General features: G+C 58.2%; 11 protein-coding genes. 4 read left to right on the plus strand and 7 right to left on the minus strand.

Annotated elements, in window-relative coordinates; genetic code table 11:
- Together A3709_RS17470 and A3709_RS17475 are read left to right on the plus strand one after the other, a co-directional pair.
- Positions 1–2,598: type I secretion C-terminal target domain-containing protein (locus tag A3709_RS17470; RefSeq protein ID WP_156507835.1), on the plus strand; the 2,598-nt coding region annotated here is incomplete at its 5' end.
- Positions 2,598–2,912: a hypothetical protein gene (locus A3709_RS17475; protein ID WP_066057500.1), complete on the plus strand. Its 315-nt coding sequence runs from the start codon at positions 2,598–2,600 to the stop codon at positions 2,910–2,912. The genes A3709_RS17470 and A3709_RS17475, both read left to right, overlap by 1 nt.
- A gap of 7 nt (positions 2,913–2,919) precedes the next feature.
- On the opposite strand, the gene A3709_RS17480 is transcribed toward A3709_RS17475, so the two are convergent.
- Both A3709_RS17480 and A3709_RS17485 read right to left on the minus strand, forming a co-directional pair.
- Positions 2,920–4,839: an EAL domain-containing protein gene (locus A3709_RS17480; RefSeq protein ID WP_066057502.1), complete on the minus strand. Its 1,920-nt coding sequence runs from the start codon at positions 4,837–4,839 to the stop codon at positions 2,920–2,922.
- Positions 4,840–4,864: 25 nt separating this feature from the next.
- On the minus strand, positions 4,865–5,533 hold the full coding sequence (locus tag A3709_RS17485) for a transglutaminase-like cysteine peptidase (protein ID WP_066057506.1): 669 nt from the start codon (positions 5,531–5,533) through the stop codon (positions 4,865–4,867).
- A gap of 330 nt (positions 5,534–5,863) precedes the next feature.
- On the opposite strand from A3709_RS17485, the gene A3709_RS17490 reads away from it, so the two are divergent.
- Positions 5,864–7,759: a TolC family outer membrane protein gene (locus A3709_RS17490; RefSeq protein WP_066057509.1), complete on the plus strand. Its 1,896-nt coding sequence runs from the start codon at positions 5,864–5,866 to the stop codon at positions 7,757–7,759.
- Positions 7,760–7,814: 55 nt separating this feature from the next.
- On the opposite strand, the gene A3709_RS17495 is transcribed toward A3709_RS17490, so the two are convergent.
- Together A3709_RS17495 and A3709_RS17500 are read right to left on the minus strand one after the other, a co-directional pair.
- Complete coding sequence (locus A3709_RS17495; protein ID WP_066057512.1) at positions 7,815–9,407, minus strand: S1C family serine protease; 1,593 nt, start codon at positions 9,405–9,407, stop codon at positions 7,815–7,817.
- The gene (locus A3709_RS17500) at positions 9,408–10,100 is read right to left on the minus strand and encodes a DNA-3-methyladenine glycosylase I (protein WP_231871229.1); all 693 of its coding nucleotides are present in this window, start codon (positions 10,098–10,100) and stop codon (positions 9,408–9,410) included. It abuts the gene before it with no gap.
- Positions 10,101–10,185: 85 nt separating this feature from the next.
- Between A3709_RS17500 and A3709_RS17505 the strand changes: the two genes are divergently transcribed.
- Entirely contained in the window at positions 10,186–11,544 is a 1,359-nt protein-coding gene (locus A3709_RS17505) for a mechanosensitive ion channel family protein (RefSeq protein WP_082850182.1), read from the plus strand.
- An 8-nt stretch (positions 11,545–11,552) separates the two neighbouring features.
- On the opposite strand, the gene A3709_RS17510 is transcribed toward A3709_RS17505, so the two are convergent.
- From A3709_RS17510 to A3709_RS17520, 3 genes are read right to left on the minus strand one after another with little or no spacing between them, the layout of a single operon-like run.
- Entirely contained in the window at positions 11,553–13,508 is a 1,956-nt protein-coding gene (locus A3709_RS17510; protein ID WP_066057515.1) for a PQQ-binding-like beta-propeller repeat protein, read from the minus strand.
- A complete protein-coding gene (locus tag A3709_RS17515) occupies positions 13,505–15,403 on the minus strand; it encodes a pyrroloquinoline quinone-dependent dehydrogenase (RefSeq protein WP_066057517.1) in 1,899 nt (632 codons plus the stop codon). The genes A3709_RS17510 and A3709_RS17515 overlap by 4 nt, the downstream gene beginning before the upstream one ends.
- Positions 15,403–17,148: a lyase gene (locus A3709_RS17520; protein ID WP_066057519.1), complete on the minus strand. Its 1,746-nt coding sequence runs from the start codon at positions 17,146–17,148 to the stop codon at positions 15,403–15,405. Before A3709_RS17520 ends, A3709_RS17515 begins: the two co-directional genes overlap by 1 nt.
- Between the last annotated feature and the right edge of the window lie 12 nt (positions 17,149–17,160).

Here is a 17,160-nt window from a genome sequence, read left to right on the forward strand (position 1 = left end):
GAAATCGATGTACGTGACGATGGTCCGCAAGCGGTGGACGATGGCGCCTTCGACGTTGAAGAAGACAGCACAGAGGTCATTAGTTTCGCTGATGTGCTGGACAACGATATTGAAGGTGCAGATCAGCCGGTTAGCGTCACACTGGGTGACGACGCGACCAACGGTACTGTGGTGGTAGTGGGCGAGACCTTTGAGTACACCCCGAACGAAGGTTACGCAGGTCCGGACAGTTTCACATACATCATTACTGACGCCGACGGCGATACCTCCGAGGCCACCGTTTCGCTGAACGTTGATAGCGATTCTGTACCGATGGTGTCTGTGGTATACGCGGGTGAGCGCGATTGGGTGGCTGAATCAGCACTGGCTGATGGCAGCAACCCGGGCAGCCCCGATGAAGCCACTTCCGGTGACTTCAATATCACCCACACTGGCACTGATACTACCGACAAGTTGGAAGTGCAGGACAAGGACGGCAACTACATCGATGTCACCAATCCTCCCGGTGGTGGAATTGATGTTGAAGGCGACTATGGTGTGTTGAATGTGCAGCTTGTTGCCGGGGAATATGTCTGGACATACACTCTTAGCGGGCCGACTGACGATCACGACGATATAAGTATTGTTGAAGCCGGCGATACGGTTCCCGAGAGCTTCGCTGTACGGGTAACTGATACTGACGGCGATACTGACGATACAACGCTTGATATCGATGTACGCGACGATGGTCCCGAGGTCGAGATCGCCGAAGCAGATGAGTATGACTCAGATGACGATTCTGACACCGTGCCGGAAGACAAGAGCGGCGACGTCAGCATTGGTGCTGCTATCAATATTGTCGAAGGTGCTGATCAGGATGGTGAACTGAGCATCAGTCTCGATGATGCCAACTACAACGGTGCCGCACTCACAGCTCTGGCATTGACTGCCGGTGTACCAGTATCGACCTCGGCGACGATTGCCAAGAACGGTAATGACCTCGGTGTGCTGACCATTGATTGGGACGGTACTAGTGCCAGTTGGTCGTTTGAACCGGTAGGCAACACCGCTGAGACCAATCCGGACAACCTCGAGTTCACGTTCACAACCAATGTAACCGAAAGCGATGGTGATATAGCCTCTGATTCGCACCAGGTTGAAGTGGACCCCGTAGCGGACGTCCCCACCGGTGTGGTGATCTCCTTTGGCGATCCCAGTATTGAAGGTAACGACCTTGAGGTCTTCATCAATCAGGAGGTTGGTGATCAGCTTGGCGACGACGTGATTAACGGTACTCCCAACTTTGACTACAACGACATCGTTGTAGTGCCGCTGGACTTCGGTGGCGAGTTTGCTAACCAGGTTATTACGATTAACCCTTCAGTGGATATCACCGGTAGCTGGAACCATGACGGCGACGGTGCGTACTTCGACGATAACTGGGGCATGATTGTTTACGATCCCACGGATCCGGCCTTTGGCGGTGGTTTTGACGATGGCCTGTCGTCCATTCCCAACGGTGCCCAGGGTAATCCGGTAGCGTTCTTTTTCTACAACGAAAATACTGTGGAGCAGAACCAGACCGAACCGGATATCGAAGTGATCGATGGTGTGCAGTTCTTCCGCTTTGGTGCGCCCCAGAATGGCGAGAATGATTCATTTGCCTTCTCGCACACTCCGTCTCTGGATATTCAGCTGAATGAAAACGGCCAGGCTTATGTGGTCTTTGGGGCCGAAACCACGCAGCAATCAGAATCGGTTGTGATTGACGGCGTTGCCGTTGCCGATGCTCCCGACACTTACGTGTATGGCGTCGATCTCGATGTGGGCCTGGCGGATACCGACGGCAGCGAAAGCATGACGGTAACTATTACCCTCAATACCTTCGAAACCGGTACCGATATACCGGTGGATGTCTCTGCCAACCTTCTCGATGGTTCCAGCGATGAAGTGCCTGATACAGGCGCGCCAACTGATAATCAGTGGGTGGTCACAGTGGCACCGGGGCAAAGCCTGGATGAAGTGTTCGAGTTGCGTATGCTGCAGACAGAGGAGGGTTTCGACTTCAGTGTCACCATTGTTGCCGAGACTACCGAAGCTGCAAATAGCGACACCGCAGACACGCTGCCGATTACATCGGGGGTCGAGAGTGTTCCTCCTGCCGGTGCCGCGGCGGCCAGTTCCGCAGCGCCTGCGGCATTCGCCACGGGGCTCAGTGAGCAGGATCCGGTCGAGGAGGTGGGTTCCCCCGATAATGAGCTTGCTGCCGGTGAAGTTCCGCTGATTGGTACGGACGCAAACGACGTATTCATGTTTGACCTGGCCGATGCGGGCTCACCTGCCAGCTATGAAGTTTCCAACTTCGGCGCGGACGGTCAGGATGCGCTTGATCTCAGCGACCTGTTGCAGGGTGAGTCGGAGGACACGCTGGAGAACTATCTCAACATCACGTCTGACGGTACCAATACCGTGATCGAGATAGCCTCGAGCGGCTTCAGCAGTGGTTACGATGCTGCCGAGGTAGACTCCACCATCACGCTGCTCAATGTCGACCTTGGCAATGATACGGCGGCCGCCATCGCTGAGCTGTTGAGCAATCAGCAGCTGAACGTCGACTGATGCCGTTTGTGATGCGGGGCGACGACGGTTCCGTCGTCGCCATCAGTCTTGTTCAGAAAGATGGTTTCAATGAGGAATTGCCCGAGGGTTCGGAGGAGCTGACAGCGTTTCGCAGTATCGGTGCAAGTACCGGGGGGCTGGACGAAACCGACCAGGACTTCGTGCGGGTACTGGAAGACGTTGTCGAGTTGTTAATCGACAAGGGGATTATCCTCTTTACCGAGCTTCCGCAGTCGGCGCAGGACAAAATCATGCGCCGCCAGCGCCTGAGAAGCGAGCTTGGCGAGCGGCTCAACCTGATTGGCGACGACTGATTTCTGACTACCCTGGGGTTCTCATGCCGGGGCCGGTAGCACCATCGGCCCCGAGTTCCTGCAGGATCTTCCACTCTGCTTCATTGCGCACTCCCTCGGCATACACACTGACGCCAATTGAGTGACCCACTGTGCATAGCGTTCTCAGCAAGGTCTGATTGGCCGCGTTGTCATTGATGTCGCGTACAAAGCTGGCGTCGATTTTGAGGTAATCAAGACCTATGTCGCTCAGTTTGCCAAGCTCTGCCAGCTGGTGGCCCACATGTTCTATACCCATCTGCACGCCGTGCGCTTTGGCGCCGTGGCACAGGGGCTTGAAGCGCTCGAGGTGGCGGAAGGCCATGGCCTCGGGTAGTTCGAGGCACAGCTTGCGGGCGGCTTCTGGCGAGCCGGCGAGGGTCTCCTCGAGCCAGGGCAGGAATCCGGGCTCAACCACTGCCGCGACCGACAGGTTGGCGGCAATGGGTTCGCTGCCATTGTTGAGTGCGTCTAGGGCCAATTGAATCAGGGTTTTGTCGAGCTCCAGAGAGACCTCAAGCCGATTCACCCAGGGCAGGAAGACGCCGGCGGACAGACGCTCGCCGTTCTGCAATAGCCTGACGGGGGCTTCGTTATGGATGAGCTGGCCCTGCAAACCCAGCACGGGGTAAAAATCCAGGCTGAAACTCTTTTGTGCAAAGGCCTGTTCAAGAATGGCGCGCCAGTCTTCCAGTTGCTGGCGTACCGGCCGCAGCTGCGAATCGCTTTCCACGGTTACGCTGATGGTTCTGCCGCCTTGTTCCTCACTTTTTTGGAGCGCATTATCGAGACGCGTCAATAGCGTGCTAATCGTGTCGCCATGGGCGTAGATAGTGCAGGCGGTGGGCAGCTCAATCTCGGTACCCACATCGCGGCCATCGAGGCTCTGGCCAATAGCATTCAGTGCCAGCTCCGCCGTTTCCTGTGGGTCGATGGCCCGGGGAGCCAGTAAGGCAAAGTCAGAACCGTTAAGCCGACTGGCCGACCAGCGACTGTGACCGGCGACGATGTCCTGCAGTGCTGCGCCAATATCCTGCAACACACTGTCCATGGTGGCGCGGCCCCATTGCTGGTTGAGCTCGGCCAGCTGGCGAATACGCACCAGACTTACACTGCCGGTGGCGTTAACGTCATCGCTTTCCAGCGCCGCAGCCACTTCCTTGAGAAAGGGTTCGCGGTTACTCAGGCCAGTGACCTTATCGAAATTGGCGGCCTGTTGATATTTCTGAAGTCGCTCTGCTTCTTGCTCGAGTACGCCTTTAATCCGCCCCGACAAGTCGTTCATTGCACTAACGACCTGCTTGAACTCCAGGGTCTTCGGTTCCGGGATGCGAATAAATCGACGCTCGCCAATGGCCTGGGCCTGATCTACAACATCGTCCAGGGGCTTGAGGATATGCTGCAGAATACGTCCGCCGATCAGGCAGGACACGAGCATGAACAGCACAAAAATCAGCGCCAGTATCTGGGTGCTTTGCCACAATTGGTCGTATGCAAAGCGTGAGTGGCTGCGCAGATTCAGTGTGCCCACCTGAGACCAGCCGGACTGGATGACTGCGGCACCGTCGTCAATGTTGAGCGGGAAGGCATTGACGAACCACGCCGGCGCTTCGCTGGCCGACTGGGTGTCGTGGCGCCGGATTAATACCTCGCCCTCGGGAGAGAGCAGTTCGATCAACTCATAAAAGCCCGTGTCGAACTGAGCGGACAGGGTGAGTTCCAAAAGCACTTCGTCGGCGCCTTGCTGCGTGAGCGACAGCGCTAGCGCTGCCGCGTTATCGGCATTTTTCATGCTGATCTGCTGCTCCAGGTAGGACTTGGCCGAAAGCATGGAAACCAGGAAGCTGCCGCTGAACACCGCCAGTAACAGTGCGATGATGGCCAGCCAGAGTTTTGTTCGTAGTGACATCGTCTTTCTTCCTTATTGGTTTTCGCTAGCCCAGGCCTTCGGCGGCGGCGCGTTGTAGCAGATCGCGCCAGCGGGAAAGCTTGGCGCCCGGGTTAGTCGTAGCAGGGGCGGCAGCCCCACCCACCCAAAGTCCTTTGCTGTTGAATCCGTACACCGGGGTCAGGTCGGTGCGTTTGCTGGCGGGGTAAATGTCGCCGATCAGGTTGTCCAGAATCAGGGGCTCCGATGTGGGAGTTGCGTAGTAGGCCAATACCATATGGGCGAGATGAATCTGGCTGTTGGGTCCGCCTGTCTGGGCTTTAACGTAGGTGATCCTGAGTTTATTGACGTCGATGCCGGCGAGTATCAGCGTGGTGTATTTGAAAATAGCGAAGTCTTCGCAGTCGCCCATGCGCTTGGACATGGTTTCCAGCGGCGTTGCCCAGTAGTCTTTCTGCCCCCAGGCTTCCGGGTCCTGCACCCAGCGTATGCGGCGGTTGATGAAGTCGTTGGCGCTTTTGAGTTGCGCCAGTTCGTCCTGCGCGGCCATAGCATCAATAGACGCACGCCACTCGTCTACCAGATTCACCGTCTCCTGGCCGTAGCGGTTCATGGCAACCGAGCGCAGCTTCGCATAGTCAACCTGTGCCCAGACGAGCGAGCCCAGACAGGCGCAGGCCAGAAGCAATGAGCAGATCAGTCGATATGTAGGCATGGCTCCCAGTAGGCAGCGTTTTCGCTGCAATTCGGCGCAGTTGGATAATTTTTATTCAAAAAAACCGCTCGAAAGCTGGCGTGCAAAGAATAATAGACTACTTTCTGGGTTTCACTGCGTTCTGAAACTAACTTTTCTAGCTCTGTAATCACGTGATATCGCGTGTTATTGCAAAGAGCGCCGTGTACAGCAAAAATTAAGCGATAGCCTACACTCGGTAGGCGAGTAGGGAAGGAAATCGGCACGGCAGGATGTTGTGCATGAAAGCAATAAAAGCACTGCGGTGTCGGCCGCGGTAAGAATCTATTTGGGATCACAAGGATTGGTACAATGAAACATCTCCCATTCAAGCGAATCTCGCTGGCTCTGGCTGTGTCCGCTACAGCCCTTGGCGCAACCGCGCAGACCACGAGTGCGCCATCTGACGACATTGTCTCTGACTTTAAAACCGCAATTACCCAGGGTGTGACCTTAAGCCCCAGGGTGAATGCCGAGTGGTATAACTTCGAAGCGACCCGCGAAGCCCAGCGCGGTGCCCGCGGCGGCTATCTGCCCAGCGCTGACCTTTACTCGGAATGGGGTCGGGAAGAGCGCGAAACGCCACTGATTGATTTCGACGACTACTCTCGAGATGCTACCCGCTTCAGCATTACCCAGATGCTGTTTGACGGTTTCGCCACCCGCGATGAGGTAGCGCGCTTGGGCTATGCCAAGCTGTCCCGCTACTATGACTTCAAGCGTGCATCGGAAGAGATGGCGCTGGAGGCTGCGGAGGCTTACCTTGACACGGTCCAGTTCCAGCAACTGGTGAAGTACGCCGAAGAAAACTACGTGGTTCACAAGCAGGTCTACGATCGTATTGCCGAGCGTACCGGCGGTGGCGTCAGCCAGGGTGTAGACCTCGATCAAGCCGCAGCGCGTGTAGCGCTGGCCGAGTCCAACCTGGTGACTGAGATTACCAACCTGCATGACGTGATCACCCGCTTCCACCGTGTTGTGCACGGTATGCCGGCTGAGAACCTGCAGCTACCCGACGTACCTTCAGGCCAGATTCCCGAAATGCGGGAGACCGCTCTGGATCTCGCCTACCAGCGCAGCCCCGTGATTAACTCGGCCATCGAAAACCTGCGCTCTGCACAGGAAGCACTGAACGCCACCAATGCGCCGTTTATGCCGCGCCTTGATTTGCGCTATCGCAATGAGGTGGAGCACGACACCGATGGCCTGGAAGGGCGCTACGACGAGGAAGCCATTGAAGTTGTGGTGAGCTACAACCTCTATCGCGGCGGTGCCGACAGTGCGCGCAAGCGCGAGTTCTACAACCTGTATAACGCGGCTATTGAGGAGCGGAAGCAGGCCTGTTTAAACGTGCGTCAGGAGGTGACCATTGCGTTTAACGATATCGAGGCCCTGGAACAACAGGTGATGCTACTGGAGCGTAACCGTGTTGCCCAGGACAAAACCCGTCGCGCCTATCGCGACCAGTTCGATATCGGCCAGCGCACGCTGCTGGATCTGTTGGATTCGCAGAACGAATATTTCGACACCCAGCGCGCCCACATGAGTGCCCTGACTGACCTGCGTACCGCCCAGGCGCGCACGCTGTCCAACATGGGCCTGTTGTTGGCTTCTCTGGATGTGGATGGCCTGAATGCGGAACAGCTTGCCGAGCTGGACCTCGACTTGTCCCGTGACGCCGATGATGAAAACGCTCAGGCGCTGTGTCCCCCCGGGGTGGCTTTGCCCGCGTCGGTGGATCGCGATGCGCTGTTTGCCCGCCTGAACGGCACTAACGATGCAGCTGCTGCTGCAGCCTCTGCCGCTGCTCTGGCTGGGCTCGCAGCAGGTAGCGACCGCTATACAGCGGTGGGTGGCGATATGGTGTCGCTGACCATGGATGTGCAGTTTGAGTTCGACTCGTCACGTATCTCCTCCTCTTACGATACAGAGATGGCCAATGCTGCCGCAGTCCTCAAGGAGCACCCTGGTGTGCGTGCCACGGTTGAAGGTCATACCGATAGTGTGGGTGACGATCAGTACAATCAGTGGCTCTCAGAAAGTCGCGCCAACGCCGTGCGGGATCTGCTGATTCAGTCGCACGGCATTCCAGCTGATCAGTTGGTGGCTATCGGCCGCGGTGAAAGCATGCCGTTGGTAGGTAACGACACTGATTCAGGTCGGGCTCAGAACCGTCGCGTTGAACTGGTGATGGATATCGCCCAGTAATCGCATTCTGGTGAGAAAAGGGGCGCCATGTGGCGCCCTTTTTTCATGCGCAGCGTTAGCGGCAGAACTCTTCAATGGCAATGGCAAAGTTGAGGCTCTGGCCCTCGCTGACCGAAAAAGTCGTGATACCTACCAGGTTTCCCGTCTGATCAAAAAGGCCTCCGCCCGAGGAGCCTGAGGAGATCGCCGCATCGGTCTGGATCAGGCGCAAACCCCTACGGGCCCTTTTCTGGCCCACAATACCCCGGGACAGCGATGTCTCCAGGCCGCGAGGATTGCCGATGGCGGCTACTTCCTCACCAATGCGGACGCTGTCATGGGCGCGGGCGTACTGAACGTAACTGGGAAGGGTTTGTGCGGTCTGTAACACGCAGCGGTCGCCGGCCGTGTCTACAGCAACGAGGCTGGCAGACAGTTCGGTGCCAATTCTTCGCAGCTTGATTTGCCGCGGGTTACTCAACAGATGGCAGTTGGTGACCAGGGTGCGCGGTGATACAGCAATCGCCGTGCCGGTGGAGCGACCGGCGCTACCGCGAGAGTCCACGGTCCAAACCGATTGGCTGTTGTTTTCAAACACGGTAGTCCAGGGCTGGGCGTAGGGAATACTCTGCAAGCGGCAGATATCTGCCTGCAGCGGGCGCCAGCGACCCGCAACCGCCGGCTGTGTCGGTCCGGCGCTGTTGAACGTGGCGGCCGGGCGGGCGTTACTGGCGGCGACGTGTGGTGCCCGGAAATCCAGGGCGGCGACAAACGTCAGACCCTTGGCAGCATCGCGGCGTGCTTCATCGACAATCTGTTTCTGGGCAGCACTCATCCTAGGCAGTCGGGCTTCAACAAACGCTTTGCGCCGCGACTCGTAGCTGTAGTGCGGGCTGGTGAAATTGTCGGCACTACAGGACGCCCACTCCTTTCCTTTGGCTAACGCCATGCCGTCGCGCCAGTGGTAGTAGGCGGTGTTCCAGTTTTCCATCGCGGGCGCCAGACCAAACTCCAGATAGGCGAGGCCAAGGTGGGCTTCGCAGCGGTCAAGGCTCGACCAGCCCGCCTGCGATGCGAGTATGGCGCTGAAGCGTTTGTGTGCGTCTGTGTACAAGCTGCGCGCCGTCAGCGCTCGGGCATAGTTGATTTCCAGCGCCCGGGCGCCATTGTTCACCGCCAGGCCGAGATAGTTGAAAGCCTTGGTGGGATCACGCGGCACGGCTGCGGAGCCTTCAGAGTAAGCGCGGTACAGGTAGGTGCCCGCCTGGCCCAGGCGTTGGCTGTCGGTGCCGGTCAGTGCATACTGTTCCAGTATGCTCACCAGTTCGGCCTCCTGGCCGATGATGTCGTAGTAATCCACCAGCGTCGCCAGTGCCTGGGTGTCGCCGCGGTCTAGGGCTTGTTGGCAGTTGCGCAGTTCGCGCTGGCGCAGATTGGCCAGCTCCCCGGCCGATAGTGATCGCTGGTAACGGGTTTTACCGCGGGCGTCTTTGCCCTGGCTGTTCACGATCGAGCCTGGGCACCAGCCGCTGTCGAGATTGCGCAGCGCACTAGAACCCGTGTGGTCTACCGTGGTTGACGAAGAGCAGGCCTGTAGTGTGGCGATCCCGAGCGCCAGGCCCGTCGCGCGAAGCCATGGGAGAATGCGCTTTAGGTTGCGTCGAGTCATTCAGTCATCCAGCGAGCATGCGCAAATGCGACTGATATGGCTGTAGGGGAGTTCACTTTGCGCGTGCCACTCATTGAACGCCCCCTGAATGAGTTTGAGTTCACGCTGGGTAGTGGGGTTTGGTTTGATATCGAGTCCGGCGCGGCGCAGACAGCAGACCACGTCGCCGGTGAGGACAAACGTGTCCTTACCCATATTGCGCAGCACACGTTGGCCGCTCATGCCACCGAGCCGGCTGCCGCCTCTCTTCAGATGGGCAAATAAACCGATCAGATCATCGCTGGGCCAGCGGCTGACCATTTTGCCAAAGCTGCCGTGCTCTTTGCTGACATCGAGAATGTACTGGGCGTTATGTTGCACGCTCAGCACTTTCTGGCGGTTGCGAATGATCTTCGGATTCTGGCTGATACGGTCGATCTGGTCGGGGCTCAGCATAAGAATGCGGTCGGGTGGGAAGTTGAAAAACACCTCTTCAAATTCATCCCATTTGTTGTCGACCACACGCCAGACGAAGCCGGCCTGAAACACACAGCGGGTCATCTCCGCCAACCAGCGATCATTTTTGCTGGCGCTCAGGACGCGGCTGGATTTCACAGCGGGCATGAGCCGCGCGAGAGCGCGTTCACCGCCTTTGCGTTCGCAGGCACGGGCGTAAATTGCGGTAAATTTCTCCATGCCCGCAGTGTAGAACAAAGCCTTCCCCCGGGTACAGCCATCGAGGTGTCAGTATTGCCAAGCCCTGCTATGCTGACAGTGATAACAGCATAAGAGTTCCGTCATGTCCGATACAGATCCCGTAGCCGCTGATCCGAACCAGGCGGTGGAAGCCGCCGCACTGGTCGTCGAAAAGCCCCTGATAACCCCAGCGGCTATTGACGAGGAAACCCTGTTCATTTTGCAAATGTTTGACCAGATGGATGCTCAGGCGCCACTGATGCGTTTGGTTATTGGCGCGTCCATTGTCGGTATCTCGCTGTTACTGCTGTTAATTACTCGCTTTCATTTCAAGCGCCGTGTGGGGCGCATGGAAGCGCTACCGGATGATCGCTACAAGGCACTGCGATGGCAGGCACAGGACTTACTGTCCGCCGAAGATATGAAAGCGTTTCGGGTCAGTTTTACCCAGTGGATTGGACGGTTCGTGTCGCTGGTATTTATTCTCGCGGCCATCAACGGATTATTGATGACGTCAGGCTGGACCCTGCGTCTGGCAGCGCGGATGATCAATGGCTTCTACCAGATTGTGTCATTTATATGGCAGGGGTTTGTCAGTTATCTCCCAAACCTGATTACGATCGTGCTCATCATCATGGTGGCCCGCTTCGTTATCCGCACTCTGTCAATGGTCTTCGATGGTATTCGCACTCGCAGAATCTACCTGAAGAACTTCTATCCCGAGTGGGCCGACACCAGTTTTGGCATTATCAAACTATTGATATACGCGTTGACGGCAGTGATTATTTTTCCTTATCTGCCAGGTTCCAGTTCGCCGGCATTTCAGGGAATCTCGATTTTCGTCGGTGTCTTGGTATCGCTGGGTTCGACCACCGCCGTGGCCAACATCATTGCTGGCGTGGTATTGACCTATACCCGCGCTTTCCAAATAGGTGACCAGGTCGACGTAGCGGAGACCCGTGGCCGGGTGGTGGAGCGGAGCATGTTTGTCACCCGCATCCAGACCCTCAAAAACGTGATTGTGTCGATCCCCAACTCCATGGTGTTGAACAACAACATCATTAACTACAGCAAAAATATGGGGCAGCGAGGTCTGCTGGTGCACACGGGGATTACGATTGGCTACGATGTGCCCTGGCAGGTCGTCAATCGTTTGCTGATCGCGGCGGCGGAAAAGACCGAGGGTATTGCTGAATCGCCGCCGCCATTTGTGCTGCAAGTGTCGCTGGAAGACAATTATGTGGCTTATGAAGTGAATGGCTGGACCCGCAAGCCGGAAGAGTTGCCCAGGATCTACTCAGCATTACATGCCAATATTCTCGATGAGTTCCACGGCCACAACGTGGAGATTACCTCGCCTCATTATCGCGCCGTGCGCGATGGCAACCCGGTGAATGTGCCGGAAGTGTTGCCGCGCGATGACGAGGACGGTGAGAGCGAAACGAAAGAGGGGAAGGCCTGATCGGCAATTCAGTCCGCCGAGAGCTTGAACGCGTACAGCACGTTGCCAGGCAGTTGACCGAACATGGCATAGCCTGACTGCACGTACAGCCAGTCTCCCGCGAGCAGTTGGCCGTCAACATCAATTGCTCCGCCATGACCTGTTACGCCGTTGACGGTGGTAACGGGCGTCGCGGTAGCGTATTCCCAGAGCACCTCGCCGTCTTTAATGGCATAGGCGCGTAACACGCCGTTGAGCCCGCCACTGAACACCAGATCCTCGGTAGCGGTCGCTGCTGATGAGAGGCCATAGTAGAACGAGCAGTTGTACTGATCCTCCAGCGGCCGATGCTTGCCGGCACGCATATTCTGCAGTCCCACCAACGGCTTATCCTCGTCCGCAAGATAGCAGCCGCGATCCACCCCCTGAAACCAGAGTACCTCGCCACTGCGTACATCAAGCGCGTGAATCCCGGGGCGTGGGTCGTAGCCCGGTCGCGTGCGTTCCGGATCGGCTGCGGGCACCAGCAGGCGCTCCCCGGCGAGTGCCATCCCCCAGTGGATTCCACCGTTGGTAGTGGTCTGATGAAGGTCCGGCCCCAGGGCGGCATTGCTCACCCGGGTTTTCCACAACAGTTCGCCATTCATGTCGAGCGCCATGGCATCTCCGGACTTTTGGCCCACCAGTAATAGCTCGCTGCCGTCATCGAGTTTGGCGTGGACGATCGAGGCCCCGATATCGAAATCGCCGCCGGCATTTTCTGGGCAATTGGTACCGTCGTTCAAACAGGCCGCGTTCCAGACATCGTCTGCGGTTGCCTGGAACTGCCACACTGTCTCACCGGTATCGAGATCGAGCGCAATTACCGCATCGGAGGTCGCGGTGGCGGGGTGGGACAGGTTTTCGCCGGTGCCAATATATAAGCGGTTGCGGGCGGCATCGATGGTAGGTGTGCTCCAGACGGAGGCGCCGGACGGGCCCAGTAGGGGCTTGCCGTCACTGGTTTGGCCCTGCACGACAGCGTCCGCGGTGGCATGCCACTCCCACAGACGATCGCCATTGGCGAGGTCCAGCGCCACCACGCCGCCGTGTGATTCGCAGCAAACATGATTGGGGTTTCCGGCTGCCGCAACTTCGTACGATGAGATCGGCACATACAAACGATTGTCGTGATGACTGATTGAGCCGGTAATGGTCGAGGTGCTGAACAGGCGAATATCTGAGCGCCAGCGGATTTCCAGGGATTGGCTGTCCACGGCATAAACCACTGCCATTGAATCTGCGAAGACCAGTACCGGCGCTGAATCTCCCGGAACGACGGTGATTGCCGAGCGAATGCCACTGGCGACTTTGGTATGGGCGTGAACACAGCCACGCTTGCGATCAATGGCGTAGAGCCGTCCTGTCTTGTCGCCAAAATACAGCGTGTCACCGACCACGGCGGGCTGGGAACGCATATCTGTGACTTTGGGAAACGCCATGGCCCAGGCCAATTGCAGCGATCCCACGTTGTCGCGATGAATATTGGTACGCCCCGGATCAACGAAGCGCCTGTTGCCGTCCCCCTGCCCCCAGTTGCTTACAAACATCTTGGGAGGAGAGTTGTCTGGCGTATCGCATTGCTGCTGGGCCATCCAGTTGAAATCGTCACTCTCTGCGCCACTGAGGTAGATGGCGATCAGCCCGCGCTCTATGTCAGTAAGATGGGCGGCCATGGGCTGCATCTTGCCGAACTTCAGGGCGACCATCACCGAATCCAGGGAATAGCCTGCGAGGGCCTCGCGCGTAGGGGCGTGCATTTGCGGGTTGTCGTGACAGCTGGCGCAGTGCTCGTTAAACAAGCGCTCGCCAAAAAAGGCCAAGGGCAGTTTGTCCGCATGCTGAATGGCAAGACCTTCAATTGTTTTCAGCGGCTTATCGGCACTGAAGAACCAGATCGCGGCTGCCGCGGGCAGCGCCACCAGCAGTAGCAGTAGTTTTTTCACGGGCGCTCCAGGGCAAAAGCAATGAGATAGTCGCTCTGGGGCCGACTGAACATAGCGTGGCCCCCCGCGTTAATGACCACGTACTGGCGGCCGCGATAGGTATAGGTCATGGGCGTTGCCGTCGCATCCACGGGCAGTTGATGGCGCCATAGCACTTCCCCGGTGGTGGTATCGAAAGCGCGAAACTGGCGATCCATGGTGGCACCGATGAAAAACAAGCCCCCGGCGGTGGCAATGCCGCCGCCCAGGTTGGGTGTGCCCCAGTCCAGGTGAAAGGGCACTGGGAAAGGCGCCATATCGTGTACAGAGCCCAGCGGTTTCTCCCACAAGGTCTTGCCGGCAACGAGGTCTACGGCCACCAGCTTGCCCCACGGTGGCGGGCTGCAAGGAATGCCCAGCGGCGATACCAGTGCGCCTACTTCCACATCGTAGGGTGTGCCACGCATAGGGACGCGCATGCGTACACCAGCGGCAGGATGGTCACTGGTGGACTCGCCCCTCGCTTCTGCGCGGGGGACCAGGCGGCCGCTAAACGGTGTGGTGTTGACGTTGACCAGCAAAATACCGCTGTCTTGCAAAATGGCGCCGCCGCCCCAATTGGCGCCGCCGAGGCTGCCCGGGAGCATGAGGGTCAATTTCTCACTGAGTGGCGTGAACAAACCCAGGTTATCCAGTGCCGACAATTGCCGGGCGCAGTCTGCCTTGTCCCAGGGGGTCAGACCCCAGGCCTGTTCGGGCATAAGGAACGGGTCCAGCAGGGGTGGCGGGGCAATGGGTTTCGGCTGGGTGGGTGCGGTGTGTTCGCCGGGTATTTGCGAAGGCGGTACCGGCTGTTCGGTGATTTCCCAGAGGCTTTTGCCGGTGCGGCGATCGAGTACGAATATGAAGCCCTGTTTGGTGGGCTGGGCAAGCGCCGGAATCTGTTCGCCGTGCTTTTGCCACTCGAAGAGAATGGGCTGGGCCGGGGTGTCGTAGTCCCATAAATCGTGACGCACATGCTGGAAATGCCATCGCACCTCACCGGTGGCGATATCTAGCGCGACAATACTGTTGGCGTAGCGATTGTCGCCGGGCCGGTTGCCGCCGTAGTAGTCCGGCGAGGGGGCGCTGGTGGGCAGATATACCAGGCCCAGGGATGCATCGATCGACATGGGGGCCCAGACATTGGCACTGCCGCTGCCACTGTGGCCTTCGAGTGGGTCAAACCCCCACAGGCGCTCGCCGGTGAGGCTGTCAAAGGCCTGGACCTTCCCCCGGGGCGATTCGGCGTAGTGGAAATCGATAACGGTTGATCCACTGACGACAACGCCCGCCGCAACGACCGGCGCCGAAGAATTGCTGACCTGGTCGGCGCCGCGCTCGCGGCCAAACTGAGTCACTTCGCCGTTGTTGCCGAAGTCTGTACAGCGTTTGCCCGTTAGAGCATCGACCGCGATCAGGCGCCGATCGTGCGTATTGGTAAACAGGCGATGGCGACAGGTTTGCTGCTCTGTGAGGCGCGGCTCTTCGTAGTACGCAACGCCGCGGCAGCGGAAGGGCCGCTCTCCGCTGGCATCGATGCCCGGGTCAAAGCGCCAGCGAGGTTCGCCCGTGCCTGGGTCCAGGGCAATGATTTCATTGAACTGGGTGCAGTACACCAGGGATTCACCAGCAGCCGCAGGCAGCAACAGGGGTGTGGACTGAGCGGAGGTCTGGGGCATGAGCGCCGCGCGGCGCTGTTGGTCGCCGCTGCGGAACATCCACGCCACGTCCAGATCGGCGACGTTCTCGCGAGTGATCTGGTCGGCGGTCGAAAAGTGCTGTCCGCCCGGGTCGCCTCCATAGTGGCGCCACTCGTCGGCCTGCGCCGCGAAGGCGGCGCACACCAGGGCTGTCGCGAGACCGGTGCGGCGCATTAGTCTGCCAGCGGTGTGATGCGCAGCAGGGTAGGCACGGCACCTTCTGTCTGCCAGGTGGGGAAGTGGGAATTGCTGGTGTAAATCGCCCCGTCTTCTTCAGACACTTCAATATCGCGCGTAAAGAAGCGCTGGCGCGGCATGGGATAGACCTTCCAGCTTTCGCTGGCGATATGGAAACCGAGAATGGTGTCAGACTGGTTGCCGTTAACCCATACGACGCCGCGTTTGCGATCGACGTTAAGCGCATAGGGGAGTTCGTTGACAACCGGAAGCTCGTAGTCGGTGAATTCCTGCTTGCGCGGGTCGTACTTCACGAGCAATGAATTCTGGAACGCCACAATCCACAGATTGCCCTCGGCGTCGGCCCGCAGTCTGCGCGGTCCCTCGTAGGGGAAATCAATCATCGTGACTTCGCCGCTGTCTGGGTCAATGTGGGCGAGATCATTCGCGTACAGCCGCGCAACCCAGATACCACCGTCCGGAGCGACATCAATCCCATAGGGCATGGGCAGTCCTGTGGACTCACGGTCGGGTGAGGGCAGGGGGCGATCTTCCGGGTCAATGCTGAACAGTAACGGCAATGCCTTGAACATCAGCCATTCCTTCACACTGCGAGCGGGGAGGTCGTAAAGCGTGAACTCGCGGGTGTCGCGATCAAACTTTGCGACCTGGGAGGATAGTGCCAGGGTAAACCACACATCGTCATTGGCATCGGTGCGAATAGTGTGGGGATACAGGCCGCCTGGCATGCCGTGAATGATGAATTCCTTTTTGGTGACATCAAACTCCAGCAGCGCCTGCTGCATGGAGGGCGTGATAAAGATATTGCCGTCCGAGGGTGATACAGCGAACGAGTGGACCCCCATATAGTTGTGCATTTTCGGGAACACTTCGAAGCGGTTGCCCAGAATGCCGCCGAGGCGGGCGTCTTCGTAGTGAGGCACTTTGTATACGGTGTATTCACCGGTGTCGGTGTCGATCTCGTAAATCCGGTCGAACAGGTTGTCGCCCACGTAGACATAGCCATTGGGGTGAAGCAGAAAATCATGCATCTGGGAGAAGCCATCACCGATGGGCCACTCGGTCATCTCTATGTCTGCCAGGTGGCTCTCCCAGCGGCGCGGCAGGGGCACCTGGTCCGGGTTTTCACGCAGTTCGCGGTATTCAGACTGCATCATTTCGGCAATGGGCAGCTGGTCATCGGTGGGCAGACGGGCACCATAGGTATTCATGCGCTGGATTACGCTGAGCCACTGTTCCACGGTGCGCTCATTGCGCATAAAAGGTGAGGCCTGCTGGTGACAGAAGGCACAGTTGAGCTGAAACACCTGCTTGAGTTCCTGATCGCCGCCGAAGGTCAGCTGTGACAACCATACATTCGACGGGTAACTGGCATAGTGCTCTTCGTCGCTCATGGGCGCCAGTGCCACTGTGGCGGTTGGTGCGTCCAGGTAGGCNTCGCGATAACCCTGGGCCCGCACGCGATAGCTGAATTTACCGTCCTGGAAAATATCGACCTGGCCTTCAGCATCGCTAAATCGGGTGACGGTAACCGCGGCTGTGTTGCTTGTGCCGTCGGGTGTGTAGCCATCATCGCTGAGGTCCGCGGCGGGCACTTCCAGCGGGGTGCGGGTGACCATTGCCTGGGCGAGAGGCAGGCCCTGGGCGTCGGTGACGAGCAGTGAATCCGCGTGAGCGGCGGCCGAGCACAGCAGCAGGGCGATAGGCAATAGGGAGCGCATCGAGTAGTCCTT

Origin of the sequence: Halioglobus sp. HI00S01 (genome assembly GCF_001635445.1) — a bacterium.
GTDB lineage: Bacteria > Pseudomonadota > Gammaproteobacteria > Pseudomonadales > Halieaceae > Halioglobus > Halioglobus japonicus.